General features: G+C 62.4%; 23 protein-coding genes. 11 read left to right on the top strand and 12 right to left on the bottom strand.

Translation table 11 applies throughout. From position 1 onward, the window contains the following. The first annotated feature begins 23 nt into the window (after positions 1 to 23). From ACWHXP_RS09355 to ACWHXP_RS09345, 3 genes are all read left to right on the top strand, one after another. The gene (locus ACWHXP_RS09355) at positions 24 to 1,772 is read left to right on the top strand and encodes a diguanylate cyclase (RefSeq protein WP_489633957.1); all 1,749 of its coding nucleotides are present in this window, start codon (positions 24 to 26) and stop codon (positions 1,770 to 1,772) included. 49 nt (positions 1,773 to 1,821) lie between these two features. Beyond that, complete coding sequence (rraA, locus tag ACWHXP_RS09350; RefSeq protein WP_489625375.1) at positions 1,822 to 2,322, top strand: ribonuclease E activity regulator RraA; 501 nt, start codon at positions 1,822 to 1,824, stop codon at positions 2,320 to 2,322. Positions 2,323 to 2,417: 95 nt separating this feature from the next. Next, positions 2,418 to 3,778 (top strand): IS3 family transposase gene (locus ACWHXP_RS09345; RefSeq protein WP_489637770.1). Its coding sequence is split into 2 segments (ribosomal slippage): positions 2,418 to 2,901 and positions 2,901 to 3,778, totalling 1,362 coding nucleotides; the frame shifts between segments, so codons are not numbered across the junction. 72 nt (positions 3,779 to 3,850) lie between these two features. Here the strand turns inward: ACWHXP_RS09345 and ACWHXP_RS09340 are convergent. After that, complete coding sequence (locus ACWHXP_RS09340) at positions 3,851 to 6,082, bottom strand: FUSC family membrane protein (protein ID WP_343725060.1); 2,232 nt, start codon at positions 6,080 to 6,082, stop codon at positions 3,851 to 3,853. Positions 6,083 to 6,575: 493 nt separating this feature from the next. Here ACWHXP_RS09340 and aceA point away from each other — a divergent pair, with 493 nt between their 5' ends. Next, a complete protein-coding gene (aceA, locus tag ACWHXP_RS09335) occupies positions 6,576 to 7,880 on the top strand; it encodes an isocitrate lyase (RefSeq protein WP_034333643.1) in 1,305 nt (434 codons plus the stop codon). Positions 7,881 to 8,033: 153 nt separating this feature from the next. Here the strand turns inward: aceA and ACWHXP_RS09330 are convergent, their stop codons facing one another. The 3 genes from ACWHXP_RS09330 to modA are packed head-to-tail and all read right to left on the bottom strand — an operon-like array spanning position 8,034 to position 10,215. Beyond that, on the bottom strand, positions 8,034 to 8,702 hold the full coding sequence (locus ACWHXP_RS09330; protein WP_489633958.1) for a sulfate/molybdate ABC transporter ATP-binding protein: 669 nt from the start codon (positions 8,700 to 8,702) through the stop codon (positions 8,034 to 8,036). Positions 8,703 to 8,748: 46 nt separating this feature from the next. After that, positions 8,749 to 9,423, bottom strand: a complete 675-nt coding sequence (gene modB, locus ACWHXP_RS09325) for a molybdate ABC transporter permease subunit (protein ID WP_489633959.1) — start codon at positions 9,421 to 9,423, stop codon at positions 8,749 to 8,751. A gap of 21 nt (positions 9,424 to 9,444) precedes the next feature. Further along, positions 9,445 to 10,215, bottom strand: a complete 771-nt coding sequence (gene modA / locus ACWHXP_RS09320) for a molybdate ABC transporter substrate-binding protein (RefSeq protein ID WP_204725402.1) — start codon at positions 10,213 to 10,215, stop codon at positions 9,445 to 9,447. 147 nt (positions 10,216 to 10,362) lie between these two features. On the opposite strand from modA, the gene ACWHXP_RS09315 reads away from it, so the two are divergent. The 4 genes from ACWHXP_RS09315 (at position 10,363) to ACWHXP_RS09300 (ending at position 15,066) form a co-directional block, all read left to right on the top strand. Then, positions 10,363 to 10,740, top strand: coding sequence for a winged helix-turn-helix domain-containing protein (locus ACWHXP_RS09315; protein WP_134135268.1), 378 nt, complete (start codon positions 10,363 to 10,365; stop codon positions 10,738 to 10,740). Beyond that, positions 10,733 to 12,469: a ClcB-like voltage-gated chloride channel protein gene (locus tag ACWHXP_RS09310; protein ID WP_134222238.1), complete on the top strand. Its 1,737-nt coding sequence runs from the start codon at positions 10,733 to 10,735 to the stop codon at positions 12,467 to 12,469. The genes ACWHXP_RS09315 and ACWHXP_RS09310 overlap by 8 nt, the downstream gene beginning before the upstream one ends. 199 nt (positions 12,470 to 12,668) lie before the next feature. Next, a complete protein-coding gene (locus ACWHXP_RS09305) occupies positions 12,669 to 13,556 on the top strand; it encodes a 23S rRNA (adenine(2030)-N(6))-methyltransferase RlmJ (protein ID WP_121039868.1) in 888 nt (295 codons plus the stop codon). Between the two features lie 151 nt (positions 13,557 to 13,707). After that, positions 13,708 to 15,066: an EAL and HDOD domain-containing protein gene (locus ACWHXP_RS09300; RefSeq protein ID WP_134222239.1), complete on the top strand. Its 1,359-nt coding sequence runs from the start codon at positions 13,708 to 13,710 to the stop codon at positions 15,064 to 15,066. An 89-nt stretch (positions 15,067 to 15,155) separates the two neighbouring features. Here the strand turns inward: ACWHXP_RS09300 and ACWHXP_RS09295 are convergent, their stop codons facing one another. Next, entirely contained in the window at positions 15,156 to 15,770 is a 615-nt protein-coding gene (locus ACWHXP_RS09295; RefSeq protein WP_489625379.1) for a hypothetical protein, read from the bottom strand. Positions 15,771 to 15,777: 7 nt separating this feature from the next. Next, positions 15,778 to 16,665, bottom strand: coding sequence for a methylglyoxal synthase (locus tag ACWHXP_RS09290; protein WP_489635863.1), 888 nt, complete (start codon positions 16,663 to 16,665; stop codon positions 15,778 to 15,780). Positions 16,666 to 16,857: 192 nt separating this feature from the next. On the opposite strand from ACWHXP_RS09290, the gene greB reads away from it, so the two are divergent. Continuing rightward, the gene (gene greB / locus ACWHXP_RS09285; protein WP_034334847.1) at positions 16,858 to 17,415 is read left to right on the top strand and encodes a transcription elongation factor GreB; all 558 of its coding nucleotides are present in this window, start codon (positions 16,858 to 16,860) and stop codon (positions 17,413 to 17,415) included. Positions 17,416 to 17,537: 122 nt separating this feature from the next. Further along, positions 17,538 to 18,878 (top strand): DUF3422 family protein, encoded by a 1,341-nt coding sequence (locus ACWHXP_RS09280; RefSeq protein ID WP_489633960.1) that lies wholly within the window; start codon positions 17,538 to 17,540, stop codon positions 18,876 to 18,878. Positions 18,879 to 18,950: 72 nt separating this feature from the next. On the opposite strand, the gene ACWHXP_RS09275 is transcribed toward ACWHXP_RS09280, so the two are convergent. Further along, positions 18,951 to 19,559 (bottom strand): FMN-dependent NADH-azoreductase, encoded by a 609-nt coding sequence (locus ACWHXP_RS09275; RefSeq protein WP_489633961.1) that lies wholly within the window; start codon positions 19,557 to 19,559, stop codon positions 18,951 to 18,953. 142 nt (positions 19,560 to 19,701) lie between these two features. Here ACWHXP_RS09275 and ACWHXP_RS09270 point away from each other — a divergent pair, with 142 nt between their 5' ends. Continuing rightward, positions 19,702 to 20,670 (top strand): LysR family transcriptional regulator, encoded by a 969-nt coding sequence (locus tag ACWHXP_RS09270; protein WP_039788350.1) that lies wholly within the window; start codon positions 19,702 to 19,704, stop codon positions 20,668 to 20,670. 7 nt (positions 20,671 to 20,677) lie between these two features. On the opposite strand, the gene ACWHXP_RS09265 is transcribed toward ACWHXP_RS09270, so the two are convergent. The 5 genes from ACWHXP_RS09265 to ACWHXP_RS09245 form a co-directional block, all read right to left on the bottom strand. Beyond that, complete coding sequence (locus tag ACWHXP_RS09265) at positions 20,678 to 21,904, bottom strand: DUF2252 family protein (protein WP_489633962.1); 1,227 nt, start codon at positions 21,902 to 21,904, stop codon at positions 20,678 to 20,680. Positions 21,905 to 22,116: 212 nt separating this feature from the next. Beyond that, a complete protein-coding gene (locus tag ACWHXP_RS09260) occupies positions 22,117 to 24,378 on the bottom strand; it encodes a RelA/SpoT family protein (protein ID WP_039788346.1) in 2,262 nt (753 codons plus the stop codon). Between the two features lie 35 nt (positions 24,379 to 24,413). Beyond that, positions 24,414 to 24,617, bottom strand: coding sequence for a DNA-directed RNA polymerase subunit omega (gene rpoZ, locus ACWHXP_RS09255; RefSeq protein ID WP_008328299.1), 204 nt, complete (start codon positions 24,615 to 24,617; stop codon positions 24,414 to 24,416). Between the two features lie 75 nt (positions 24,618 to 24,692). Continuing rightward, positions 24,693 to 25,331: a guanylate kinase gene (gene gmk, locus ACWHXP_RS09250; RefSeq protein WP_039788345.1), complete on the bottom strand. Its 639-nt coding sequence runs from the start codon at positions 25,329 to 25,331 to the stop codon at positions 24,693 to 24,695. 67 nt (positions 25,332 to 25,398) lie between these two features. Further along, entirely contained in the window at positions 25,399 to 26,313 is a 915-nt protein-coding gene (locus tag ACWHXP_RS09245) for a YicC/YloC family endoribonuclease (protein ID WP_121039897.1), read from the bottom strand. Between the last annotated feature and the right edge of the window lie 160 nt (positions 26,314 to 26,473).

Here is a 26,473-nt window from a genome sequence, read left to right as displayed (position 1 = left end):
GGTCACGTCAGCAGCAGGGGCGTATGGGGGCGATTCTGAAGCAATCGTCCTTGCAGCGGCTGTTCATCTTGCCGTTCATCTTCTTGATGGTCTGCCTGATGCTGACCATCGGCTGGTTCCTGTACCGGGCGGGCGACGATGCCACCGAGGTGCTGGCGCGCAATGCCCTGACCGAAGTGATGGGCCGCGTCAGCCAGGCCATCACGCGCCAGACCATGGGGGCCCGCGAAACCCTCAACGTCATCGCGCCGCCGCCGGTACCGCCGGCCGAGGCCGGGCAGGCACCGGCTGCGCTGCCTTTCCCCAAAAGCCGCAAGGAGCTGGAAGACCGGCTGTGGCTGGCCAATTCGCTCTTCGATGAGCCCAGCTACGTCTATTTCGGCGGTGCCGATGGCAGTTTCCTGGGAATCAAGCAGGAGCAGCCGCAGGTCTTCATGTACAGCGTGCGCGAGCCGGGACAGAAGAATTTCGTCTACTACCTGCGCGGTCCCGGGACCGAGATGAAACTGACCGCCGTACAGGACTACGAACCGCGCAAGCGGCCCTGGTACCTGCAGGCCGTGCAGCAGGGCCGGGAGACCTGGTCACCGGTCTATGTCGACTACCGCAACAAGGCCATCGTCGGCATCAACCTGTCCAAGCCGATCTTCGCCGAGGATGGCAGCCTGCTCGGTGTGGCCAACAGCAGCATCGGATTGCAGCAGCTGACCGATCTGCTGCGCCAGGTGCCTCTGAGCGCCCAGGGCGTGGCCTTCGTCACGGAGATGAAGGGGGACATGGTCGCCACCTCCCTCGATGAACCCATCTACCAGGCCGGCGAGAACGGTGGCGAACCGCTGAGGCTCAATGCCGGACAGAGCAAGTCGCCGCTGGTGCGGCAGGCTTTCGAGGAAGTGCAGCGTTACCTGGGTACGCATCCGCCCGAGCCGGACAAGCTGATCCTGCTGGGATCGCGCAGTGAAGGCAGCAAGATCGAGGTGGCCTTTCGCCTCTATCGTGATCCCGCCGGACTGGCCTGGCTGTCCATCAGCGCGGCACCGCGCTCGGACTTCCTGGGGTCGGTCACCAGCGGCGTCTACCAGACACTGACGCTGGGCCTGATGGCGGTCTGCCTGACCTTCGTGATCGGTTTCCTGCTGCTGCGCTGGGTGCTGCGCGATATCCGCAAGCTGACCCTGGCCGCCAAGAGTATCGGCAACGGCAGCCCGTTCCCGGCCCTCAACATCGACCGCAATGACGAAATCGGCCAGCTCGCGCAAAGCTTCGTGGAGATGGAGCGCAACCTGCGCACCGACCGGCTTACCAATGTCCTCAATCGCGATTCGCTGATCGCGCAGATCGATTTCCGCCGACGCAACAGTTCGCAGGCCGTGCCGCTGCACTTTGCCTTGCTCTTCATCGATCTCGACCGGTTCAAGGCAGTCAATGATGAATACGGCCATGACGAGGGCGACAAGGTCCTCATTGCCATCGCCGAGCGCCTGCAGCACAGCCTGCGCCATGATGATTCGGTGGCGCGCTTCGGCGGCGACGAATTCGTGGTCTACCTGCATGGCGTGACCGAGATGGACGTGGCCCGCAGCATCGCCGACAAGATCCGGCACGCCGTCAACAAGCCCATCGCAGGGCGGGATGGCCAGGACTATACGGTCGATGCGTCGGTCGGCGTGTCGCTCTATCCGGACGACGGGCTGGATGTCGAAACCTTGCTGCGGGTCGCCGATTCACGTATGTTCGACCAGAAGCGCCTGCATCGCATCTTGTCAGTTTGATTTGCGTTCAGGTGTCCCCAGACCCACCATCGAACGCCCGGAGAATCCCATGACCCTTGCCAGCTTTGCCACCTGTGACCTGTGCGACGCCAACGAAGACAAGCTGAGCGCCGGCACGCTGCACGTGCTGCCGCCCATCTTTGCCTCTTTTGGCCGCAAGCAGGTCTTCGCCGGTCCGGCGCGTACGCTCAAGGTCTTCGAGGACAACGTGCTGGTGCGCAAGGCCCTGGAAACCCCGGGCAATGGCGACGTACTGGTGGTCGATGGCGGCGGTAGCCTGCGTTGCGCCCTGGTCGGCGGCAATCTGGCACAGCTGGCGCAGGACAATGGCTGGGCCGGCATCCTGGTCAATGGCTGCGTGCGCGATGCGGCTGAACTCAATGCCTGCGAGGTCGGCATCCGGGCGCTCGCTACCCATCCGCAGCGCAGCTTCCGCAAGGGGGCAGGGGATGCCGACATCAAGGTCGGCATTGCCGGCGTGGCGGTGTATCCGGGCGACTGGATCTATGCCGATGTGGATGGGGTGCTGGTGTCGCGTACCCGGCTTTGAGCGTTTTCCTTCACCTTCTGTTGCAAGCTTTCAAGCCCGCCGCGTGAACTGCACCCCAAAAGTTGGACACCGATCCAACCTTTGGGGTGTTTTTCATGGCGAAGTACGACACGAAGTTTAAATATGAAGTGGTCAGGCGCTGCTTGAAGGGCGGCAAAAGCGCCAGAGCGGCGGGTAAAGAATTCGGAATTGATCATGCAACTGTACACCGCTGGGTGCAGAGGTACCGGCACCATGGTCTCAATGGCCTGAACAAGAAGCACGAGTATTACAGCGCCGAATTCAAGCTTTCGGTATTGAAACGAATGAAGAAGGAAGGCTTGTCCTACCGGGAGGTAGAGGCGATGTTCAATCTTCGGGGAGTAAGCACGGTCAGCCGGTGGGAGCGTCTGTATCATGAGCATGGCTTGGATGGATTGAAACCCAAGCCGAGAGGACGCCCAAAGATGCTGAAGCCTAAAATTCCCCCTAATCCACTCAAGACCAAAGCCGAGGATGCACGTACGCGGCAAGATTTACTCGATGAAATCGAGTATCTGCGCGCGGAGGTGGACTACCTAAAAAAGCGGAAGGCCTTGATTCAAGCAAAGCAAGCAGCTGCGCAAAAGTAGCGCGACTAGTGCAGGAATTGAGGCCACATCACAAGCTGTCGATTCTGTTGAGAATTACAGGATTGGCACGCAGCACCTTCTATTACCAAGTCCGGGCGCAGGCAGCCGACGATAAGTACGCTGCCGTGAAGACCCACATCTGCAAGGTTTATGAGCTCCACAAAGGCCGATACGGCTATCGGCGGATTACGACCACATTAAGAAAAGCTGGCGAAGTGATCAACCACAAAACCGTTCAGCGCCTGATGCTCCAACTTGGTTTGAAATCGCTAGTGAGGCCGAAGAAATACCGCTCGTATCGCGGCCCTGGCCATGTCAGTGTAGCGAACGTACTCCAACGGCAATTCAAGGCGGAGCGATTCGGGGAAAAATGGGTAACGGATGTGACGGAGTTCAACGTCAGCGGGGAAAAGCTCTATCTCTCGCCCGTCATGGACCTGTACAACGGCGAGATCGTGGCGTATCAGACAAGCCGTTCACCGCAGTTTCATCTGGTCAAGAGCATGCTCAAGAAAGCCATAGCAACCTTAAAGGGAGTAACCCGGCCGATGCTTCATTCCGATCAGGGGTGGCAGTACCAGATGCATGCTTATCGGCGTACCTTGGCGGAAACTGGCATCACACAGAGTATGTCGAGAAGGGGAAATTGCCTGGACAACGCGGCCATGGAAAGCTTCTTCGGCACACTCAAATCGGAGTGCTTTTACTTGCACAGATTCTCTTGTATTGACCAGTTGCAGACCGAGATCCGCAAGTACATCCATTACTATAACCATCACCGCATCAAGACCAAATTAAAAGGACTGAGTCCCGTGCAATACAGAACTCAGTCCTCTGGGCCTTAACCGGCTAATGACCGTCCAACTTTATGGGGTCAGTTCACGCGTGCGGGCTTTTGTTTGAGCCCGCAAAGCCGCTCAGTCGGGGGTTTTGCGCAGTACCCGGTCGATGGCCTCGGTCTGGCTGACAATTTCCTTCAAATCCTGATTCAGCAGGCTGGTCCGGCGGCGCAGGTTGTCCCAGCCCGACCAGGCGCTGGCCTCGGCCGGTACCGGCTCCGGCGTGACCGGGCCGATCAGTTCGATCTTGCCGGACAGGGCCTTGTCCTCGGCTGCGTCGGGTGACACCACCACGGCACCGCCACGCTTTCTTGGCTTGGGGGCCAGCAGGCGCTGGGCTTCGGCCAGGTGCTGGCTGGCTTCCAGATAGGTCTCCTCGATCAGCCTGGCCACCGCGCTTTGGGGCATGTTTTCCTGATGCCGCCGCAGCATCAGGCGCAGGGCAGCAATGTGGGCCGCCACCAAGTAGTTCTGCACGATGAAGCGGTTCAGTTCACGCACTGCGCGCTGCTTGGTGGCCGGTTCATCCATCATCCGTACCAGCGCCGAGATGAGCGCGGCCAGGCTGTCCATGAAGCCCTTGCGGCAAACCCGGTAGAAGAAATCATCCTTGACCTTGCCCTCCAGCAGATCGCGGCTGGCCGTCAGATAGCGCTGGCTGGACTTGAGCACGTTGCGCAGCAGTTTGGGCAGGTCGCGGTACTCCCAGGCTGGCAGCACGTAGCTGAAGACGGTGGCGATGACCACGCCGATGAGCGTATCGATGAGCCGCTCGCCGATCACGCCCTGGTGACCGGCCGGTACCAGCAGGTTGAGCAGCATCAGGATCTGCACCGAGGCCGCAATGGCCGTGTAGCGGTACTTGATGTAGGTGAAGGCGGGGGCCGCCACGCTGGCGGCGAACAGCACCGCCAACTGGCCCAGCGGATTGTGTACGAAGCGCAGGATCAGCATGGTGATCAGGCAGCCGATCACGGTGCCGATCAGGCGGTCCGCCATGCGCTGCTTGGTGGCGCTGAAATTGGGCTTGAGGATGATGACGATGGTCAGCACGATCCAGTAGCCGTGCGCCATGTAGGGCAGCAGCCCGGCAATCCACAGGCCGGTGGTCACGGCCAGCGCCACCCGGATGGCGAAGCGGAAGATCGGCGACTGCCAGCGCAGGTTCACCAGCAGCATGTTGAACTTGAATTTCTGCTGGGTCAGGAAGGGCGTCATGTCCGAACCCGGCAGAATGGGCAGCGGATCGACCGGGTTCTGCGTGGCCTGGTGGACCTGGCCGATGAATTCGATGATGTCGCGGATCTTGTTGTAGGTCACGCGCAGCAGCGTGAGCGCTTCCTGCGAGGCCTGGCGCGGACCGGGCTGGGCCAGTTCCTGCATCTCGAACTGCACCGCGCGCAGCTCGGCCTTGTAGTTCACACTGGGTTCGGAGGCCTTCTTGCGGGTAATCGCATAGGCGATCGATTCGATGTCCTGCGCCGCCTTGGTTGCCAGGTCGCGCAGGAAGATCATCACGTCGGACTCGCCGAAGTGCTGGCGCAGGAGGGCATAGTCGGCGTGGGTGGAGAGCACCTGTTCATACAGTTCCAGCATCGACAGGTGTACCTGCACCAGCAGGCCATCCTGCTTGGTATGCAGGTCGCGCAGGATCAGGTCGCGCGAGGCCTGCTGCTTATCGGCCACCACGATCTGCTGGCGCACCAGCTGGTTGAACTGGCTGGCCAGGTCATGCTTGACGTCATAGAAGTCGGCCTTGATGCGCAGGTAGCGTGCCAGCTCGAACAGCGCCTCGGCCAGCACCTGCTGCTTGATGCGGCGGCGCAGGAACCACGATACCGTCATCGAATAAGCCAGATAGCCCAGCCCGCCGCCCAGGAACAGGCCCGCATGCAGGAAGGCGTCGGCAATGGGGACCTGGTTCTCCATCGACAGCGTCATCACCATGAGCGCAGCGAACTGCAGCGGCATGGTCTTCTTGCCGTAGACCACCATCATGCTGGCGAAGAAGCTCACCACTACCATCATCGCGCTCACCAGCCACGGCACCGGCGCACAGAGGCTGATGACCAGCATCACCACCGTACAGAGCAGCACCCCGGCCAGCATCTCGTTGAACTTGTGGCGCAGCGGGCTGGGCAGGTCCATCAGGCTGGTACAGAGGGCCCCCAGGAAGACCGTCATCGTGGTCGGCATGTCGGCGACGTTGAACACCAGCAGGGTCAGGCCGACTACCCCGATCGCGATCCGCACACCTGTATAGAAATAATGACTGAAGAGGAAGGTGCGAATGTCCAGGGCGTAATGCATGTAGACAGGGCGGCGTTGCATCACCGCTTTGGAATGAGTTAGGCGCTTATTCTCTGCCTTCTTTTGCAATTAGACAACCCGAGCGCCTTGGGTCGTGGAAGACAGTTTGACGAGTCGATAGATGAAGGAAAAAACGGATCTTCGGACGCCAGTGCGGCCTGGATCGGTCAAAAACGTCATCAACGATCGCGGTGATATGAACGATGAGCGTGCAAGAGGTTTCATCTTCGTGCTTTTTTTACGATACGAAATCGTCATTTCGTATGGTGAAAAGTACGAGTGCGCTGCATCAAAAATCCTTTTCATTCTCCGGATTTTCGTTTCGTATCGCAAAATAGATCGCGTAAGTGTATGATTATATTGGTATAAAAATTTTACAGATATCTTATATAAGACATTGTTGCTCCGCTCCGCCAGGCCTACTATGAAGTCATGGAATCAACGATTTCATCCGGTTTCAAGCCACTTCATATTGACCAACAAGGAGATCCACATGAGCACACGTGAACAGCAAATCCAGGCCCTGGAACGCGACTGGGCAGAGAACCCCCGCTGGAAGGGCATCAAGCGCAACTACAGCGCCGCCGACGTGGTCCGCCTGCGCGGCTCGCTGCAAATCGAGCACACCCTGGCCAAGCGTGGTGCTGACAAGCTCTGGAACCTGGTCCACAACGAACCCTTCGTCAATGCCCTGGGCGCGCTGACCGGCAACCAGGCCATGCAGCAGGTGAAGGCCGGCCTGAAGGCGATCTACCTGTCCGGCTGGCAAGTTGCCGGCGACGCCAACCTGGCCGGTGAAATGTATCCCGACCAGTCGCTGTACCCGGCCAACTCGGTGCCGATGGTGGTCAAGCGCATCAACAACACCTTCGCCCGTGCCGACCAGATCCAGTGGTCCGAAGGCCGTGACGACATCGACTTCTTCGCGCCCATCGTGGCCGATGCCGAAGCCGGTTTCGGTGGCGTCCTGAATGCCTTCGAACTGATGAAGTCGATGATCGAAGCCGGTGCGGCCGGCGTTCACTTCGAAGACCAGCTGGCCTCGGTCAAGAAGTGCGGCCACATGGGTGGCAAGGTGCTGGTGCCGACCCGCGAAGCCTGTGAAAAGCTCAACGCCGCTCGCCTGGCTGCCGACGTCATGGGCACCAAGACCCTGGTGATCGCCCGTACCGATGCCGAAGCCGCCGACCTGCTGACTTCCGACGTGGATGCCAACGACAAGCCCTTCCTGTCGGGTGAGCGCACCGTGGAAGGCTTCTTCAAGACCCATCCGGGCATCGACCAGGCGATCTCGCGTGGCCTGGCCTACGCGGAGTATGCGGACATGGTCTGGTGCGAAACCGGCAAGCCCGACCTGGCCTTTGCCAAGACCTTCGCCGAAGCCATTCACGCCAAGTTCCCGGGCAAGCTGCTGGCCTACAACTGCTCGCCGTCCTTCAACTGGAAGAAGAACCTGGACGACGCCACCATCGCCAAGTTCCAGCGTGAACTGGGTGCCATGGGCTACAAGTTCCAGTTCATCACGCTGGCCGGTTTCCATGCGCTGAACTACTCGATGTTCAACCTGGCGCACGGCTATGCCCGCAACCAGATGTCGGCCTTCGTGGAACTGCAGGAAGCCGAATTCGCCGCCGCCTCCAAGGGCTTCACGGCGGTCAAGCACCAGCGCGAAGTCGGCACCGGCTACTTCGACGCCGTGACCCAGGCCATCCAGCAAGGCCAGTCGTCGACCACGGCCCTGCACGGTTCGACCGAAGATGAACAATTCTTCGACGACAAGGCCAAGAAGGCCGCCTGAGCCAGGACGATGCCGAAGTTTGAGTGAATGTGTGTGATGTAACGCCGGCCCGCATCCTTGCGCGGGCCGGCGGGGAGATCCCCGAACTTGATGCCGCACTCCACAAGAGTGCGGTTTTTTTTCGACCGTCTCCCGGAAATCAGGCGGCCAGGATCAGGGATGATGCAGGCGGCCGTCGCGCAGTTCGAACACGGTCTGCCCCAGCGCTTCCACATCGGCCGGGTCATGGGTGATGAGCAGCATCGGCACCTGCAGACGGCTTTGCAACTCGGCCAGCTCGCTGCGCATGCGCTGGCGCAGGGACAGGTCGAGCGCGGAGAAGGGTTCATCCAACAAGAGCATGTCGGGTTCGGCCACCAGCGCGCGCGCCAGTGCCACTCGCTGCCGCTGGCCGCCGGAAATCTGCGCCGGACGGCTGTGGGCGATGGCCTCCAGTTCAAAGGCCTGCAGCCACTGGCGCACGGCCGGATGCTCGGCGGGGCGGCGCAGGTTGATGCTGCCGCGTGCCAGACCGAAGGCGATGTTCTGCGCCACCGTCAGATGCGGGAAGAGGGCGTAATCCTGGAACAGGTAGGCGACGTTGCGCTCCTGCACCCGCACATCAATGCCTTGCGCACTGTCGAAGAGCGTGCGGCCCTGGATGCGGATGTGGCCGCTGTCAGGGCGCATCAAACCGGCGATGGCCTTGAGGGTGAGGCTCTTGCCCGAACCCGAAGGGCCGTAGAGCACGATGCGCTGGCTGTCGGAGGCCAGGGTGATGTCGAGCGAAAAGACGCGATCGGCAGCGCGCAGCTCTTTCTGAAGGTGAAGGTCGACGCTCACGTGATCGTTCAGGTGTCAGATGGCAGGAGGGGAAAGTGAAGCAATCTTACCGGAGCGGCAGCTGCACGCGGTCCGGCATCAGGCGCCCGGCCACCATCAACAGCACGATGCAGGTGATCGAGGTCACCACGACCAGGACGGTGGCCGCCCCGTCGTCCCCGGCTTGCACGGCTTCGTAGATGGCCACCGACAGGGTTTGCGTGCGTCCCGGCAGGTTGCCGGCCACCATCAGGGTGGCACCGAATTCGCCAAGGGCGCGTGCAAAGGCCAGCAGCACCCCGGCCGTGATCCCGCCCGTGGCCAGGGGCAGGCTGACCCGGAAGAATACCCCGGTTTCAGAGACGCCCAACACGCGGGCGGCATCTTCCAGTTGATGATCCACGCTCTCGAAGGCCGCCCGCGCCGCCTTGAGCACCAGCGGAAAGGCCACCACGGTGGACGCCAGCACTGCCCCCTGCCAGGTGAAGACCAACTCGATGCCCAGGCTCTCCAGCCAGGCCCCGAAGGTGCCGCGCCGGCCGAACAGCACCAGCAGGTAATAGCCCAGCACGGTCGGCGGCAGTACCAGTGGCAGGGTCAGGATCGAATCGATGAAATCGCGCAGCGGCGAGCGCCAGCGCGAGAGTCCCCATGCGGCGGCCACGCCCAGCACCAGGTTGAGCAAGGTCGCCAGTCCCGCGACCTTGAGCGAGAGCAGCAGGGGAGTCCAGACCGGATGCATCAGGCGCGCCGTGTCAAGCGATCAGGGCTTCTGGAAGCCATAGCGCGCCAGCACCGCCTGCCCGCTGGCCGACAGTACGTGCGCCACAAACTGCGCGGCCAGTGCCGGCTGCCGGGTACCGGCAGTCACCGCGATGGGATAGGTGGCCGGGGTGGTGGAGGGGATGCGCAGGGCAACCTTGACCTTCTCCGGCATGACCGCCGCATCGGTGGCAAAGACGAAGCCGGCATCGACTTCGCCGCGTGCCACGTAATCCAGGCTGGTGCGCACGTTCTCGGCCATCACGCCCTTGGCCTGCACTTGCGTCCACAGTCCGGCCTGCTCCAGTGCGGCCTTGGTGTAGCGGCCGAACGGGACGGAGGCAGGATTGCCCAGCGCGATGCGCTGGTAGCCTGCGCCGGTGAGGTCCGCCAGCGTCGCCGGTTGCAATCTGGCGTCATGCGGCACGATCACCACGATCTGGTTGGCGGCAAAATTCTTGCGGGTAGAGGAATCGACGGCTTTTTCGGCGGCGGCTTTATCCATGGCGGTCTGGTCAGCCGAGGCGAAGACATCGGCGGGGGCACCGCGCACGATCTGTTGCATGAGGATGTCAGAGGCGCCGAAGTTGGTAATGACCTTCACACCCGGATGCTGCTGTTCGAAGCTTTGGGCCAGTTCCTTGAAGGCATTGGTGAGGCTGGCTGCGGCCGACACCACCAGGTCGGTGGCCTGCGCGCTGGTCGTGGCCAAGAGCAGCGTAGCGGCACAAGCCGCACCCAGAGCGGCTTTCAGGCGGGCGATCTTTAGCATCGTGCAGTCCTTGGTCGAGATAAATGAAGAAAAAGGCAAAAAAGCGCAAGCGCAGCAGGTCGGCGAAATATACGCAAGGATATAACGAACGTCAATTGCGTGCAGTCGCCTGGCCGCAGCGGACTGCCCACTAGTACAATCACGCGCATGACTGATTCCAAGACCCTACGAGTGCGCGTGATGCAAGGCGAGACCATCGCCTTCGGCCCGGGGAAGGCCGACCTGCTGCAGGCGATTGCACGGACCGGATCGATTTCCGGTGCGGCGCGCGAGATGGAGATGTCCTATCGCCGCGCCTGGCTGCTGGTGGAGGAGATGAACCGCTGCTTCGCCAGCCCGCTGGTGGCGACCGCCACGGGCGGCGCACGCGGGGGCGGTGCGGCCGTCACTGAGCTGGGGCAGGAAGTGCTGGCGCGCTATCGCCGCATGCAGAAAAAGGCGGCGGCCAGTATCGCCGCCGATCTCAGGCATCTGCAGGGCTTGATGAGCGCCGTCCAGCCGGAGGGCGAAGACGACCATGCATGAGCTGTGGATCAAGTACCGGCTGCGCGTCCTCAATGCCTGCCGCGTTTCCGAAAATCATTCGATGCTGCTGTGGGGCGCGCTGGCCGGCTTCGTCGGGGCGCTGGCCACGATCGCTTTCCGTGAATGCATCGCGCTGCTGCAGATCTGGCTGACCGGGCATGATGGCAGCTTCGTCGATATCGCCAAGGGGCTGTCCTGGCCGGTGCGGGTGCTGCTGCCGACCTGCGGCGGCGTGATTGCCGGCCTGTTCCTGGTATGGGCCAAGCGCACCCCGGCCGGCAATGGCGGCGATTACATGGAAGCGGTAGCCATCGGTGATGGTGCCATTCCGGTGCGCAATACACTCTTGCGCAGCATCTCTTCGCTGGCCTCGATTGCCTCGGGCGGTTCCATTGGCCGCGAGGGGCCGATGGTGCAGCTCTCGGCACTGTGCGCCTCGCTGGTGGGCAAGTTTTCGCATTTTCCTTCATCTCGCCTGCGGCTGCTGGTGGCCTGCGGGGCCGCAGCCGGCATTACCTCGGCCTATAACGCGCCGATTGCGGGCGCTTTCTTCATTACCGAGATTGTCCTCGGTTCGCTGGTGATGGAGAGCTTCGGTCCGGTGGTGGTGGCCTCGGTGGTGGCCAACATCACCATGCGCGAGCTGCCGGGTTATCGCGCCGCCTACGAGATGCCGTATTTCCCCGAGATCGGCGGCTGGGAAGTGCTGCTGTTTCTGGTGCTTGGGGTGCTGGCCGGGATCCTGGCACCGCAGTTCCTGCGAGTGCTGGAACTGGGCAAGCAGGGTTTCGGCAAGCTCAAGTTGCCGCTGCCGGTGCGCCTGGGTGTGGGCGGGCTGCTGGTCGGGCTGATCTCCATCGAAGTGCCCGAGGTCTGGGGCAATGGCTACAGCCTGGTCAATTCGCTGCTGCATACCACCTGGCTGTGGCAGGCGGTGCTGATGGTGCTGGTCATCAAGGTGCTGGCCACCGCCATCACCGTCGGGTCGGGTGCGGTGGGCGGTATCTTCACGCCAACGCTGTTCGTCGGCGCGGCGGTGGGTTACCTGTTCGGCGATACCGCGCAGGCCTTGCTGCCGTTCCACATGTCGCAGCCCTTCGCCTACGCCATGGTGGGCATGGGGGCCTTCCTGGCGGCTGCGTCCTATGCGCCGCTGATGGCGATCCTGATGATTTTCGAGATGACCTTGAGCTATCAGGTGGTGCTGCCGCTGATGCTGTCCTGCGTGGTGGCCTATGTGGTGGCGCGCAGCACGGACGGGCGTTCCATGTACGAGATCACCCTCAAACGCCATCGCGACAACGAAGAGCGGCTGCGCCTGCGCGGCACCCACATGAGCGACCTGATCCGCCCGGCCGACACGGTGCTCAGCGAGACAGCCAGCCTGGAAGAGGTCAGCGCGCTGTTCCTCAAATACCCGGTCAAGTACGTCTACATCGTCGATGCCCATGAGCGCTACCTGGGCGTGGTGGCCTTGCAGGACATCACCTCCTGGCTGCTGGACAAGAAGGAACCTGCAGGCCGGGTCGCGCGGGACTTCCTGCGGCCGCACTTCCTGCATGAAGTCACGCCAGACATGTCTTTGGGCGAGGCGCTGCAGCTGTTCCTCGATCACCAGGGGGAGCGCCTGCCCGTCATCGCCAGCGCGGAAGACCCGCGCCTGTTGGGGGTGGTCTTCAAGACATCGCTGCTGGATGCCTATTTCCGCCTGGATCGCGCCGGAAACTGAGGGCAGGGAAGGCGGGAGACTCGCTTGTCGCCGCCGCTGGCAGCGCCGTTGTTTGTAACAATGGCGGAGCTGTCCGACAACTGCTCACTTATCCTTGATAAAATGCGAAACGTTCCACCTCAACGGTGGCCGTGGCGCAGAACTCGTTCGAGCCGATGCGTCACCCGATTTCAACCCCCATCCTAGAAGTGAATTTTCCATGCTGAGTTATCGCCACGCTTTCCACGCCGGCAACCACGCCGATGTCCTGAAGCACATGGTGATCATCCAGTTGATGCGCTATCTCGGGCAGAAAGACCCTGCCTACATGGTCATCGACACCCATGCCGGCGCAGGCGTCTATGCGTTGGATGGAGATTACGCCAGCAAGAACGCCGAATATGAAACCGGCATCGCCAAGCTGTGGGACCGCAAGGACCTGCCGGCGATGGTGAAGGAATACGTCGATCTGGTCAGGTCGCTCAATCCCAGCGGCAAGATGCGTTACTACCCCGGCTCTCCCTACTGCGCCGAAAAGACCATGCGCGAGCAGGATCGCCTGCGTCTGTTCGAAATGCACCCCAGCGAAGTGAAGGTGCTGGAAGACAATTTCCGCAAGCTCGAGGCCCACGCCGCCGCCCAGGGCCAACGCCCGGCTGCACGCGGCAAGCGGGTGATGGTGTACCGGGGCGATGGTTTCCAGGGCCTCAAGGCCTTGCTGCCGCCGCCGTCGCGCCGCGGCCTGGTGCTGATCGATCCGCCCTATGAAGACAAGCGCGATTACACCCACGTGGCCCAGGTGCTGGCCGATGCGCTCACGCGTTTCCCGACCGGCACGTATGCGGTGTGGTATCCGGTCCTGCAGCGCAACGAATCGCGCCAGTTGCCCGAACGCCTAAAGCGCTTGGGGGCCAAGAGCTGGCTCAACGTCACGCTGGCCATCCATGGCCCGGCGCCCGATGGTTTTGGTCTGCACAACAGCGGCATGTTCATCCTCAATCCGCCCTGGACGCTGGAAGCCCAGTTGAAGGAGGTCATGCCCTACCTGATCGAGGTGCTGGGTGTGGATGACACCGCGGAGTACGTGCTCGAATCCGGCGAAAACTGAATCGCGTGAATGCGGGTTTGTGAATATTCGTGAGTTTTTTCCGTTTGGAATAGTCATGATGTCGCTGAAACAATGCCAAATCGGCATACAATAAGCGGATTTCTGTACGTCAAGATTGATCGCAACGCCAGGGGCCCGTAGAAAAACAACCATGTCAGACCAGTCCGCCGACCCAACCGCTTCGCCCCTTCCTGCGCACCAGGCCCTGGATTTCTTCCTGGCGCGCCAGCCCATCCTGAGCCGCGAGCAGGATCTGATCGGCTATGAACTGCTGTTTCGCAGCGCCGCATTCGGTCCGGCCAATGTGAAGGATGACGTCACGGCCACGGCGGCCGTGATTGCCCATGCTTCGGAGCTGGGGCTGTCCAACGTGATCGGCAATCTGCACGGCTTCATCAATGTCGATGCCGCCGTGCTGATGAGCGACTTCATCTATTTCCTGCCGGCCGACAAGGTGGTGCTGGAAATCCTCGAAACCGTGCGCGTCACGCCCGAACTGGTGACGCGGGTGCGTGAACTCGTGGCCGCCGGTTACGTATTCGCGCTGGACGATGTGGTGGCTGAGTCGCAGGAGATCGAAGAGCTGCTGCCGCTGGTGAAGATCATCAAGATCGACGTGATGGAAGTCGATCCCAGCAAGCTGCTCAAGCTGTCGGTGCATTTCAAGCGGGCGCAAAAGGAACTGCTGGCCGAGAAGGTCGAGAGCCTGCAGGTGTTCAATGACTGCATGACGTTTGGCTTCGATTATTTCCAGGGCTATTACTTCGCCAAGCCGATGATCCTCCAGGGCAAGAAGCTGGAAGCCTCGAAGATGATCATCATGCATCTGCTCACGCTCCTGGTGCGCAATGTCGACAACGCCGAGATCGTTCGTTACATCAAGCGCGACGTGGCCCTGTCGCTCACGCTGCTGCGGCTGGTCAACACGCCCGTCTACGGTTTCCAGAAGTTCATCGATTCGCTGGGCCAGGCGCTGATCGTGCTGGGCCGCCGCCAGCTCAAGCGCTGGCTGCAGATCCTCCTGTTTGCCAATACCGACAAGGATCGCGCCCATTCCATGTCGCCGCTGATGATTCTGGCGGCCACACGCGGCAAGATGCTGGAACTGATCACGGCCAAGATTCGCCCCGGCCGTCGCAAGATGTCGGAGATGGCCTTCACGGTCGGCATCATGTCGCTGGTGGATGCACTCTTCGGTATGAGCATGGAAACCGTGCTGCGCCAGATCACCGTCAGTACCGAGATCCGCGAAGCGCTGCTGCGCCGTACCGGTTTCTACGGCACCGTGCTGCGCCTGGTGGAGTGCACCGAACTGCGCGCACCCGACCAGGAGGAGATGCAGCGCCTGCTGGAAGAGCTGCAACTGTCGGCAGACGATTTCTTTGCCGCCGAAAAGCAGGCCTTCGAATGGGGCAACAGCATCGCCAACAACAACATCGGCCAACAGGCCACGATGCAGATGTCGCCGCCGCCGGAGGGCTACATCGATGACGACGATGACGATGACTGATTGCGCCGCTGCCGCATGAGCGGACGTGTCTTCATGAAGTAAGGGCTGCTTTAGCAGCCCTTTTCATTTTTGAAGTCAGCAAGATGAATCTATTTGCTCCGCATGCGGGCCACCAGCCGGCGCAGCAGCCGCAACAGGCGAGAGGACGGCGCACCGGGGCGTGTGACGATGCGGGCGGCCAGCTTGCGCTTGAACTCTCCAATGGCCGACTTGACCGCCTTGAGCAGACGCTGCACCTGCTGCCAGCCGGCCGTGGCCTGCAGTTGCGCGGTGAGCCGGGCTTTGATGTCCAGCAGCCGGGTGTGATAGCGCTGGAACCACTCCAGCGACAGCAGGCTACGCCGCGTGAGCGCATAGATGCGCGCTACCAGCGCCGTGCCCAGCACCTTGGCCGTGAGCACGATGATCACGCCCAGGGTAGGGTGGCCATGCGCGATGGACATCAGCGCCAGAATCTTCACCGGCAAGAGCAGCAGGGTTGGTGCCAGGAAAATCAGCAGCGCCGCGTAGGGCGAGAGCCGTTCCACCCAGCGCTGCAATTGCACCAGCCAGGGCCATTCGGGGATGCGTGCCAGCACCGCCTGGGTGGCATCCCACAGCCATTCTTCCAGCATGAGCAGCAGGGCTGCGGTGTAGATCAGCGGTGCCAGCAGCCGTCGACGCCAGCGGGGCGGCCGGCGCGGCGGCAAGGTCGGGTCAGTCATCCAGCGATCAGACGGCGCGCGCCTTGATGAGCGAGAGCCAGCGGTCGCCCCACTTCACGTCGCTCATGCAGGAGGCATAGCCGGTGACGGTGCGGGCGGCGCGTTCCAGCAGCTGGATGTCGGCCTCGTGCTGGCGTGCCACGTGCGGGTCTTCCAGGAACAGTACGCGGCGGCACTGGCGTTCCAGGATCAGTTCGGCGATCTGGGCGTCCCCGCCCAAGGGACCGGAGAGGAAGGGCTTGACCCAGTTGCGGCCAGCTTCGCCTTTCATCTTCACCGCCAGCTGGTTGAGCAGGCCGCCGGTGGTGCCGGTGGCACAGCGGAAGGCAAATCGGTCGAGTACCTCGAAATGCTTTTCGGCCAGCTCCAGCATGCGCGTTTTCATGGCGTCGTGGGCGATCAGGGCGATGCCTTCGTCCTTCAGATGGAAACGGTCATCCAGGAAACTGTCGGGCGCGGCCCCGTTGGCCAGGGCTTCCAGCTCGAACCACTCCTGGGCACCGGCCAGGGTCGAGAGGAAGGGCTTGCCGTGGATCACGCACTGGCGCTTCAGGGCCACCGCTTCCGGGAAGGTGGAGGAGGGGTCGACCGGATCGATCAGGTAGATCACCGCATCGAGGGTGCGGGCGGGATCGGGGTCCACGGTACGCGACACCAGCTTCATCAGGCCGCCGTGGCGACCATAGGGAAAACGCACCAGATGCTCGTAGCCAGGCAGAAGATTCATTTGTCCGATGGCATCGAGCGTGCGGCCGACCACGATCAGTTCGGGTTGCAGGCTTTCGATGCGATGGCGCGAACCGGTCAGCAGCTGGACCAGGGCGGAATCCGAAGCGTCCTGATGGGCGCGGTTGGCAATGAGACCGATGCGATAGCGGGGAGCGATGGAAGACATGGGCGCGAGCAGGCGAGTTGGAGAACCTGGCATGGACGGCATGCGCAGGCGCGAGTGCAGATTATCGCCGAGTGCGCCCCAAAGGGCGAGCCCGGCACGGTGCCCCGCGCATTAATCGCCGCAACTGTACCGTTGCAGGCGCTCGCATGCGGCTACAATAAGCGTCAACCTGCATACCAACCCCACTCCAGCATGAACAAGGCTTTTGTAAAAGAATCCGACGGTGCCGACGACGATGACGAAATCGCCTTGCCGGCCATCCCCGCCGGCAGCAAGAACTACATGACCCCGCAGGGGCATCAGCGCATCAAGGATGAACTGCTGCACCTGATCGATGAAGAGCGTCCGGAAGTGGTGCGCGTGGTGTCCTGGGCCGCCTCCAACGGCGACCGTTCCGAAAACGGCGACTACCTCTACGGCAAGAAGCGCCTGCGCGAGATCGACCGCCGCATCCGCTTTCTGACCAAACGGCTGGACAATGCCGAGGTGGTCGATCCTTCCGTGCACCACGGCAGTGACCAGATCTTCTTCGGCGCGACCGTGACCTACGAAAACCAGCGCGGCGAAGAGCACACCGTCACCATCGTGGGCATCGATGAACTCGATCCCCTCAAGGGACTGATCAGCTGGATCTCGCCGGTGGCGCGGGCGCTGACCAAGGCCCGCGAGGGCGATGAAGTGGTGCTGCAGACACCGTCGGGGGTAGAGCAGCTGACCATCCTCGAAGTGACGTATCCGGCACCGCAGTAGCGCTCCTCCCTCTTTCTTGCTGACGGCGGCCCGGCGTGCAAATTGCATGCGGGCAGGCCGTCGCCGCGTGCGCCGCTTCCTGCGCCGGGCACCCCGAATTTCAATCTTCCACGAGAACCTTCATGTCCATCGTTTTTGCCAGCCTGAATCACCCGCAGCGCGTCGTCCTGGCGGCCGAGGTGCATTCGCGCCCCTTCCTGCAGCTCACGCGCTCGGAAACCCTGACGCATTTGGCCGTCTACGTACGCGAAGACGGCAACGGCGGCCGTCACGCCAGCGCCCAGCATGTCCTGCTGGACGAACTGTGCGCCCACTTCGGCGTGGTCGCGCCGGGCGGCGAGGCCAAGCACTTCTATCATGACTTCGGCCGCTTCCGCCTGAAGTGGGAGTGCCATACCGAGTTCGCCACTTACACCTTCGCCCAGGCGCACGAGGAAGAAATGGGCACCGACCACGCCTTTGCCCGCGCGCCGCTGGCGCATATTCCGCAGCAATGGCTGCTGGGTCTGAAGGGGAAGCTGATGGTGGCCGCGCACGTGGTGGTCGAGCCGGGCGTTGACGATACGGCTGCGACCGCGCGCCAGATGCAGCGCATCTTCGAAGGCAAGCTGATGAGTTCCAGCAAGGTCTTGCAAGGGGGCGAGATCTGGACCGATTTCCAGATCCAGTCGGATGGTTTTTCGCGCTTCGTGGTACGCGATATCGGCCTGCGCGAATTGCAGGGCGGACGCCTGGCGCAGCGCATTCTTGAAATCGAGACCTATCGCATGATGGCGCTGCTGGGCTTGCCGCATGCGCAGCAGTCCGGCCCTTTGCTCAATGAAATCGAAGGCGACCTGGCCGCGCTGACGGCAGCCATGGTGCAGTCCGAACAATCCACCAGCGGCACGCCGGAAGAGATGGCCGAGGATGAGCGCATCCTGCGCAAGATCACCGGACTGGCGGCGCGCATCGAAAAGCTGTCGCTGGAGAACAGCTATCGCTTCTCGGCCTCGCAAGCCTATTTCCGCCTGGTGCAGGCGCGTATCGAAGAATTGCGCGAGCAGCGCATCGAGGGTGTACCGACCATCGGCGAATTCATGGAGCGCCGCCTGGCCCCCGCCATGAATACCTGCCAGGCCATCGCCCGCCGCCAGGAAGCGCTGGCCGAGCGCATCGCCCATACCAACGACCTGTTGCGTACGCGGATCGGCATCGTGCAGGAGCGCCAGAACCGCCAGATCCTGGAATCCATGAATGCCCGCGCCGCCCAGCAACTGAAGCTGCAGCAGGCCGTGGAGGGCTTGTCGGTGGCGGCGATCTCGTATTACGTGATCGGTTTGCTGGGCTATGCCGGCAAGGCGGCCAAGGCGGCGGGCCTGCCCATCAATCCCGACCTGGCCACCGGCCTGGTGGTGCCGGTGGTAGCGGCCTGCGTCTGGCTGGGCTTGCGCCGCATGCACAAGGACCTGGGCAACCATTGACGGCGCGCCAAAGCAAACGGGGCGCACCACGTTGGCGGCGCACCCCGTTGCTGGGAATTGCTCTGGCGAGGATCAGACAGTGGCGTTGATCTTGGCTTCTGCACCGGCCACGGCGGCCTTGGCAGCTTCTTCGCCCATGGACACACCCTCGGCGACCACCAGTTCCACGTCGGTGATGCCGATGAAGCCCAGTGCGCCCTTGAGGTACTTGCCCTGGAAGTCCAGTGCTTCCATCGGGCCTTCGGAATACTTGCCGCCGCGCGAGAGCATGATGACGGCCTTCTTGCCCTTGACCAGGCCGACCGGGCCGGTCTCGGTGTAGCTGAAGGTGCGGCCGGCGCGGAAGACGTGGTCGATCCAGGCCTTCAGGGTCGACGGCGGGGCGAAGTTGTACATCGGCACGCCGATGACGATGGTGTCGGCGGCCAGCAGTTCGTCCACCAGGGCGTCGGATTGCTTGATCACTTCAGCCTGTTCGGCGCTGCGCGCGTCGGCCGGGGTGAAATAGGCACCCAGCATCGATTCGCTCAGGTGCGGCAGGGCATTGGCCGCCAGGTCACGGTGCACCACCTTGCCGCCAGGGTTCTTGGCTTGCCATTGCTGGGCGAAGGAAGCGGTCAGCTGACGGGAGATGGAACCGCCGCTGCGGGCGCTGGAGTCGATGTGCAGAAGAGTGCTCATGGTGTGTCCTTTCGTTGTTCGGTGGGCAAGGCCTTCGGTGAACGCCTTGCATTGGGGTCAACGATACCCAGTTTTCATTTCTTCCAATAGATGCGAGAATCGCATTTCACTGATCCATTTTTGGTGGGAATCGAATATCGCCATGCTAGACCTCAACGACATCTGGCTTTTCGTCCATGTAGTGCGTGCCGGCAGCTTCGCCGCCGCCGGGCGCAAGCTGTCCATGCCGCCCAATACCATCAGCCGCCGCCTGCAGGCGCTGGAAGCGGCCATGGGGGTGCGGCTGCTGCAACGCTCGACGCGCCAGCTCAACATGACGGCGGCGGGGCGGGAATTCTTCGAGCGCTGCGCGCCGGGCCTGGAAGACATCGAGCACGCCAGCGCCAGTCTCACCCAAAGCCAGGGGGAACCGTCTGGCAGCCTGCGCGTGGCTGCCCCGGTGGACTTCTTCGACAATTTCTCCATCGAGTGGATGCATGAGTTCATGCATCTCTATCCCAAGGTGCAGTTGGAGTTCGTGCTCAATGACGGGCGCGCCGACCTGATCGCCGAGGGTATCGATCTGGCTTTCCGGGGTGGGGTGCTGCCCGACTCCAGCCTGGTGGCCAGGAAGCTGGTGCAGAGCCATATGGCCCTCATTGCCAGTCCGCGTTACCTGGAGCGCGCAGGCACGCCGCAGGCCCTGGCCGACCTGGTGGGCCATGCCTGCCTGGCGACGTCGCAGGCACCCCAGCATACGGTGTGGAAACTGGAAGGGCCGCACGGTCCGGAAAACGTGCGGGTGGTACCGCGCCTGTGCATCAACACCGCACAAGGGCAGTTGCGTGCGGCGCGGGCAGGATTGGGCATTGCGCTGCTGCCGACCATGCTGGCCTCTGAAGACCTGCGCAATGGCAGCCTGATCAACATCCTCCCGGATTACCAGCGCGACACCATGGGCTTCTATGCCGTGTACGTGCACCGGCGGCAATTGCCCAGCGCGGTCAGTGCGCTCATCGAATTCTTCGCCGACAAGCTGGAGCGCGGCATTGCCGACAAGGGCGCACAGGCCTGCCAGGAGCATCTGAAACGGGAGGCCGCTGTGCAACCGCTACCGCAGAAAGCGGCCTGAGTCCGTCTCAGAACTCCACCGCCTGTTCGGCCAAGGCATAGCGGCGGCAATGTTCCAGATAGGCGCGCTCATGGTTGGCCACCAGGTCGACCACGCTGCGCCACAGCCAGGACGGCACTTCCAGCGTCTTCGACCGTTGCCGCGCCAGTTCGGTGTACCACGCGCGGCAGGTTGCTTCATCCATCTGGCGCGCATGCGCCTGGCCAACGACGCGGGCCAGGTAGCGCGCCGCACGCAGGGCCTCTTCCTGGCTGACGTGATCGATTTCCAGCTTCAGGTCCTGCGGCAGCAGCTCGCGCACGAACACCGGGCGCTCCAGCAGGCGCGTGGCCAGCATGCGTGAACCCAGGTGTGGCGCAAGATGGCGTGCGCCGGTGACGACGCGTTCGGCGTTGTCGCGCGGCATGCCGGCATCGCGGTAGCGGGGCGCGGCGGCGGTGACGGCTTCCTTGATATCGAAAAGGCACAGGTCGCTGCTTTCGCTGGCCTGTTCGTTCACATCCAGCAGCACGGCAAAGCGCAGCAGGCCCAGCGAGCTGCATCCCTTCATCCAGTAGGCGGTATCGAGCATCTTGATGGCAGCGTCGTCCTCGCGATGCCGCAAGGACGTCAGCAAGGCGCGCGCCGGTGCTGACTCCACCAGCGCGGTGATCTCTTTTGTTTCCTGTCGCGAGGCCGACCAGAAGCGTTTGCCCAACGGGATATGCACGGTCTTGCCTTGCATGCGTTCGTGCGCCAGTTCCTTCCAGGTGCGGCGATGTGCAGTCTTCAGGGCCACGCGCACGGACTTGGGTTTCTTGCCCAGTCGCAGGTCGTCACCGGGCCGGAAGGCAGATTCATATCCCTCCACCAGCACCTCCATCATCTTGGCCGTGATCACGCCCGGCAGGTCCGAACTGCGCGCGGCCATGGCCAACGACAGTGCCAGGCGGATCAGGTCGTGCGATGGGTTGCCGATGACGGTCTGGTCGAAGTCACGGATCTGGATGTCGATCTTGCCCTCGGCATTGGCCACCGGGCCCAGGTTGCCGATGTGGCAGTCACCACAGATCCAGATGGCCGGACCTTCGGGCAGGCTGCTGGCCTGGGTCTCGTTGAGCCAGTTGTAGAAGCGCAGGGTGCTGCCGCGCACGTAGGCGTGGGCAGAGCGGGCCATTTTGAGGTTCTGGGCGGTTTTCAGGATGTCCTGGCGTGCGGAGGGACGAGGCGTCCTCGTGATCAGTTTTTTTGGCATGGCGATTTATATTATTTATATTCATTTTTTTTGCGGGCGGATGAAGCCCGATGTTCAGTTTCCTCGCCTCTTCGCCGCTTGCCTATCAGAGAAGCGAGACTTGCCTTGTCAGACTCACGGCCATGCGCTGCCTGCACGCTGCCCGCAAAACGGATCCCGGAAAAGACAAACGCCCGCATCAGCGGGCGTTTGCAGAGGGGGGCAGGGCAGGATCAGCCGCGTTCGCGCAGGATACGTGCGACGCTGTCGATCTTGCGGATGCCACGCATCAGGCGCGCCAGGTGCACGCGATCCTCGATCTGGATGGTGAAGCGCAGGTACTTCATGGAGCCATTGCCGCCTTCGTCATCCATGGCCACCGAGACGATGTTGGCATCGGACTCGCCGATCTCGGCAGCGATGCGCGCCAGCGTGCCGCGCTCGTTGTGGATCAGAATGGTGATGCGGCAATCGAAGCGGCGATTGAGATCATGGCCCCAGACCAGGTCGATCCAGCGGTCCGGCTCCTTCTCGTGCAGGCGCTTGGCGGTCTCGCATTCCTGGGTATGCACGATCAGGGTCTGGTCCGGCTTCAAATAGCCGGTCAGGCGATCGCCTGGGATCGGCATACAGCAGGACGACAACTGCGCCGAGGCCCCTTCGCTGCCGGTGATGACCACCGGATCCGGCTTGTTGGGCAGCATGTGACCTTCCGGATCGAGCTGCGGCACGCTCACGCCGGTATCCATCATGGTCATGATGTGGCGTGCCACCAGCGGGGCCATGCGGGTGCCGATGCCGATCTCGGCATACAGGTCATCCATGGTCTTGGCGCTGGATTCGTTGAGCAGGCGCTCGACGATATGGGAAGGAAGTTCAGGTTCGATGCCCAGCGTATGAAGAGCATTGCCCAACAAGCGGCGTCCGACGGCTTGCGACTCGACCTTGTTGGCCGTGCGCAGGCGGTGGCGGATGGCCGAACGGGCCTTGCCGGTGCGCACGTAGCCCAGCCAGTTGGGGCTGGGGCGCGAGGTCGGCGAGGTGATGATCTCGACGATGTCGCCGTTGTGCAGCTCCGAGCGCAGCGCGGCCGGTTCGTGGTTGATGATGGCCGAAGTGGTCTGGTCGCCGATGTCGGTGTGGATGCTGTAGGCGAAATCGAGCGCCGTGGCACCACGGGGCAGGGCGATGATCTTCGATTTGGGCGTGAAGACGTAGACCGAATCGGGGAACAGGTCGACCTTGACGTGCTCCAGGAACTCCGCCGAATCGCCGGTCTGCTTCTGGATGTCCAGCAGCGACTGCAGCCAGGCGTGGGTCCGCTGCTGCAGGTCGGTGAGGCTGCCTTCGTCATCCTTGTAGAGCCAGTGCGCAGCCACGCCGGATTCGGCCACGCGATGCATGTCGGTGGTGCGGATCTGGAACTCGACCGGGGTGCCGTAGGGGCCGATCAGGGTGGTGTGCAGCGACTGGTATCCATTCAATTTGGGAATGGCAATGTAATCCTTGAACTTGCCCGGCATGGGCTTGAACAGCGAGTGCAGGGTGCCCAGCGCCACGTAGCAGTTGGCGAAGCTGTCCACCACCACGCGGAAGCCGTACACGTCCAGCACCTGCGAGAAGCTCAGGTGCTTGTTGCGCATCTTGCGGTAGATGCCGTAGAGGGTCTTTTCGCGGCCATCGACCTGGGCCGGGATGCCGGCGGCGATCAGGGTGCTGGTGACCGATTCCATGATCTTGGTCACCACTTCGCGGCGGTTGCCGCGCGCAGCCTTGACGGCCTTGAGCAGGGTGCGATGGCGCAGCGGATGCAGGTGGGCGAAGGACAGCTCCTGCAGCTCGCGGTAGATGTTGTTGAGGCCCAGGCGGTGCGCGATGGGCACGTAGACTTCCATGGTCTCGCGCGAGATGCGGCGCTTTTTCTCGGGCGGCATGGAGCCCAGCGTGCGCATGTTGTGCAGGCGGTCGGCCAGCTTGACCAGGATTACCCGCACGTCGCGCGCCATGGCCAGCAGCATCTTGCGGAAGTTTTCCGCCTGCGCTTCGACCTGGCTCTGGAATTCGATCTTGTCCAGCTTGGAGAGGCCATCCACCAGCGAGGCCACGGAGGCGCCGAAGCGCTCGATCAGCTCTTCCTTCTTGACGCCCTGGTCTTCCATCACGTCGTGCAGGAAGGCCGCCATCATGGCCTGGGCATCGAGCTTCCATTCGGCGCAGATCTCGGCCACTGCCAGCGGATGCGAGATGTAGGGCTCGCCGGACTTGCGCATCTGGCCCAGGTGCATCTCGTCGGCGAAGCGATAGGCTTCCTTGACCTTCTTCAGTTCGGAAGGGGTCAGGTACTCTTCGAGCTTGGGGATCAGATGCGCGAAAGTCGCCACGCCGCTGTGGGCGGCAGGGGCGACTTCGAGGGGAGTTGCGGTGCGGCCGGAACCGGCGGCACGTTTGGAGCTAGCAGCGGCTGATAAGGTGGAGTCGGTAGTGGTGAGGCTCATACTTGTCCGTTATCAGCTTCATGGACGGACCAGGATCAGGCCGGAACCTTCTTGAGCATCTCGATACCGACTTTGCCAGCGGCGATTTCGCGCAGGGCGGTCACGGTCGGCTTGTCCTTGGCTTCCACCTTCGGGGTGTGGCCTTGCAGCAGCTGGCGGGCACGGTAGGTGGCCGACAGGGTCAACTGGAAGCGGTTGGGGATCTGCTTGAGGCAATCTTCGATGGTAATGCGGGCCATGTGATACTCCTGAATGACGGTCTTGCTTGTGGATTGATGGGTCCGGCGCCGGGTTGCTGGTCTGGCTTGTGCGGCTTAGCTCGCGTGGATGCCCAGCTGGGTGAAGAGGTAGGCATTGCGGGCGGCTTGCTGCGGGAAGCGGCAGCGGGCGGCCTGGACGATTGCCGTCAATTCGGACAAAGCGACGGCAAACTCTTGATTAATAATAACATATTCGAACTCCGGCGAGTGAGCGATTTCGCCGCCGGCGGCCAGGATGCGGCGCGTGATGACGTGTGGTTCGTCCTGTCCGCGCTTCTTCAGGCGCTCTTCCAGCGCGGCAATCGAAGGCGGCAGGATGAAGATGCCGATCGCATTGGTAAATTGTTTCTTCACCTGCTGCGCGCCTTGCCAGTCGATCTCCAGCAGCACGTCGGTACCATTGGCGATCTGGTCGGCAATCATCAGGCGCGAGGTGCCGTAATAGTTGCCATGCACTTCGGCCCACTCAAGGAATTCGCCCTCGGCTTGGCGCTTCAGGAAATCTTCCACGTCAGTGAAATAATATTCACGGCCATGTTCTTCGCCCGGACGCGGTGCGCGGGTGGTGTAGGAGATCGACAGCTTGATGGCCGGCTCCTGCTTGAGCAGGGCGTTGACCAGGGTCGATTTGCCGGCGCCGGACGGGGCAACCACCATGAAAAGGCTACCGGATGTGGGTTTTTGGACGGGCATGGGGTCCTCGCTGAAAAATGTCTTTTAACTAATCAATATCGGTCGGAATGGGGCTGTGCGGCTGGGGTCATTCCAGATTCTGCACCTGCTCGCGCATCTGGTCGATGAGCAGCTTCAGTTCCATGGAGGCATCGGCCAGTTCCTTGACGGCGGCCTTGGAGCCGACCGTGTTGGCCTCGCGGTTCAGTTCCTGCATCATGAAATCGAGGCGCTTGCCGACCTGGCCGCCCTTTTTGAGGATGTGGCGGGTTTCGCCCAGGTGGGCCGACAGGCGTGCCAGTTCCTCGGCGATATCGATGCGGATGCCGTAGAGGGTCACTTCCTGGCGGATGCGTTCCAGCGATTCCTCGCGGGTGGCCACGGGCGTTGCGCCATTCTGCGTCTGCAGGGCCAGGCCCAGAGCTTCGGTCATGCGTTCGGTGGCCTTCTGCTGGAATTGCTCGACCAGCTGCGGCACCAGCGGGGTGATGCGGGCCACGATGGCTTCCATCGCATCCACCCGGGCCAGGATCACGGCCTGCAGGGCCGCACCTTCACGGGCGCGCGATTCGACGAAGGCGTCCAGGGTCTGCTGCATCGTGGCCAGGATGTCGGCTTGCAGGGTGTCCTGGCTGATCTCGGCTTCTTCCATCACGCCCGGCCAGCGCAGCAGTTCGTTGATCGACAGCGGCGCGGCATCAGGGAATTGCGCGCGCAGCTGGTCTTGCAGGCTGGCCAGCTGGCCTACCAGGGTGTGGTTCAGGGCCTGGCTGTTGCCACTGGCGACCTTGCGGCCGAAGGACAGGCGGCATTCCACCTTGCCGCGCACCAGGCGGCCCATGATGGCTTCGCGCAGCATCGGTTCGACCGCACGCAGGTCATCGTTGATGCGGAACTGCAGGTCGAGGAAGCGCGAATTGACGCTCTTCATTTCCAGGGTGACCGTGCCGGCAGTGGTTTCACGGGTGGTGACGGCATAGCCGGTCATGCTGTAGATGGTCAAGGTCGGGACTCCATAAAGCGGGCGGGCGGCGCAGCAGGGCGCGCCGGCGAATAAGGGTTGCGGGCGGGGCGGGCAGGGTGGCCAGAGAGGTAAATGGAGGATGCCGCGACGGCGGACATCGTGTTCCTTTACAATGCCGGACTTGAACGTTCCGGCACCG

The sequence above is a fragment of the Herbaspirillum sp. Her2 genome, from assembly GCF_057961375.1.
This window is presented reverse-complemented; position numbering and strand designations above follow the sequence as displayed.

Coding starts and splice junctions, on each gene's coding strand:
- modA (WP_204725402.1), bottom strand. CDS start 10,215: ATGCTAAAGATCGCCCGCCTGAAAGCCGCTCTGGGTGCGGCTTGTGCC.
- aceA (WP_034333643.1), top strand. CDS start 6,576: ATGAGCACACGTGAACAGCAAATCCAGGCCCTGGAACGCGACTGGGCA.
- ACWHXP_RS09280 (WP_489633960.1), top strand. CDS start 17,538: ATGTCCATCGTTTTTGCCAGCCTGAATCACCCGCAGCGCGTCGTCCTG.
- rraA (WP_489625375.1), top strand. CDS start 1,822: ATGACCCTTGCCAGCTTTGCCACCTGTGACCTGTGCGACGCCAACGAA.
- modB (WP_489633959.1), bottom strand. CDS start 9,423: ATGCATCCGGTCTGGACTCCCCTGCTGCTCTCGCTCAAGGTCGCGGGA.
- rpoZ (WP_008328299.1), bottom strand. CDS start 24,617: ATGGCCCGCATTACCATCGAAGATTGCCTCAAGCAGATCCCCAACCGC.
- greB (WP_034334847.1), top strand. CDS start 16,858: ATGAACAAGGCTTTTGTAAAAGAATCCGACGGTGCCGACGACGATGAC.
- ACWHXP_RS09260 (WP_039788346.1), bottom strand. CDS start 24,378: ATGAGCCTCACCACTACCGACTCCACCTTATCAGCCGCTGCTAGCTCC.
- gmk (WP_039788345.1), bottom strand. CDS start 25,331: ATGCCCGTCCAAAAACCCACATCCGGTAGCCTTTTCATGGTGGTTGCC.
- ACWHXP_RS09300 (WP_134222239.1), top strand. CDS start 13,708: ATGTCAGACCAGTCCGCCGACCCAACCGCTTCGCCCCTTCCTGCGCAC.
- ACWHXP_RS09355 (WP_489633957.1), top strand. CDS start 24: ATGGGGGCGATTCTGAAGCAATCGTCCTTGCAGCGGCTGTTCATCTTG.
- ACWHXP_RS09290 (WP_489635863.1), bottom strand. CDS start 16,665: ATGTCTTCCATCGCTCCCCGCTATCGCATCGGTCTCATTGCCAACCGC.
- ACWHXP_RS09295 (WP_489625379.1), bottom strand. CDS start 15,770: ATGACTGACCCGACCTTGCCGCCGCGCCGGCCGCCCCGCTGGCGTCGA.
- ACWHXP_RS09275 (WP_489633961.1), bottom strand. CDS start 19,559: ATGAGCACTCTTCTGCACATCGACTCCAGCGCCCGCAGCGGCGGTTCC.
- ACWHXP_RS09340 (WP_343725060.1), bottom strand. CDS start 6,082: ATGCATTACGCCCTGGACATTCGCACCTTCCTCTTCAGTCATTATTTC.
- ACWHXP_RS09315 (WP_134135268.1), top strand. CDS start 10,363: ATGACTGATTCCAAGACCCTACGAGTGCGCGTGATGCAAGGCGAGACC.
- ACWHXP_RS09265 (WP_489633962.1), bottom strand. CDS start 21,904: ATGCCAAAAAAACTGATCACGAGGACGCCTCGTCCCTCCGCACGCCAG.
- ACWHXP_RS09270 (WP_039788350.1), top strand. CDS start 19,702: ATGCTAGACCTCAACGACATCTGGCTTTTCGTCCATGTAGTGCGTGCC.
- ACWHXP_RS09310 (WP_134222238.1), top strand. CDS start 10,733: ATGCATGAGCTGTGGATCAAGTACCGGCTGCGCGTCCTCAATGCCTGC.
- ACWHXP_RS09305 (WP_121039868.1), top strand. CDS start 12,669: ATGCTGAGTTATCGCCACGCTTTCCACGCCGGCAACCACGCCGATGTC.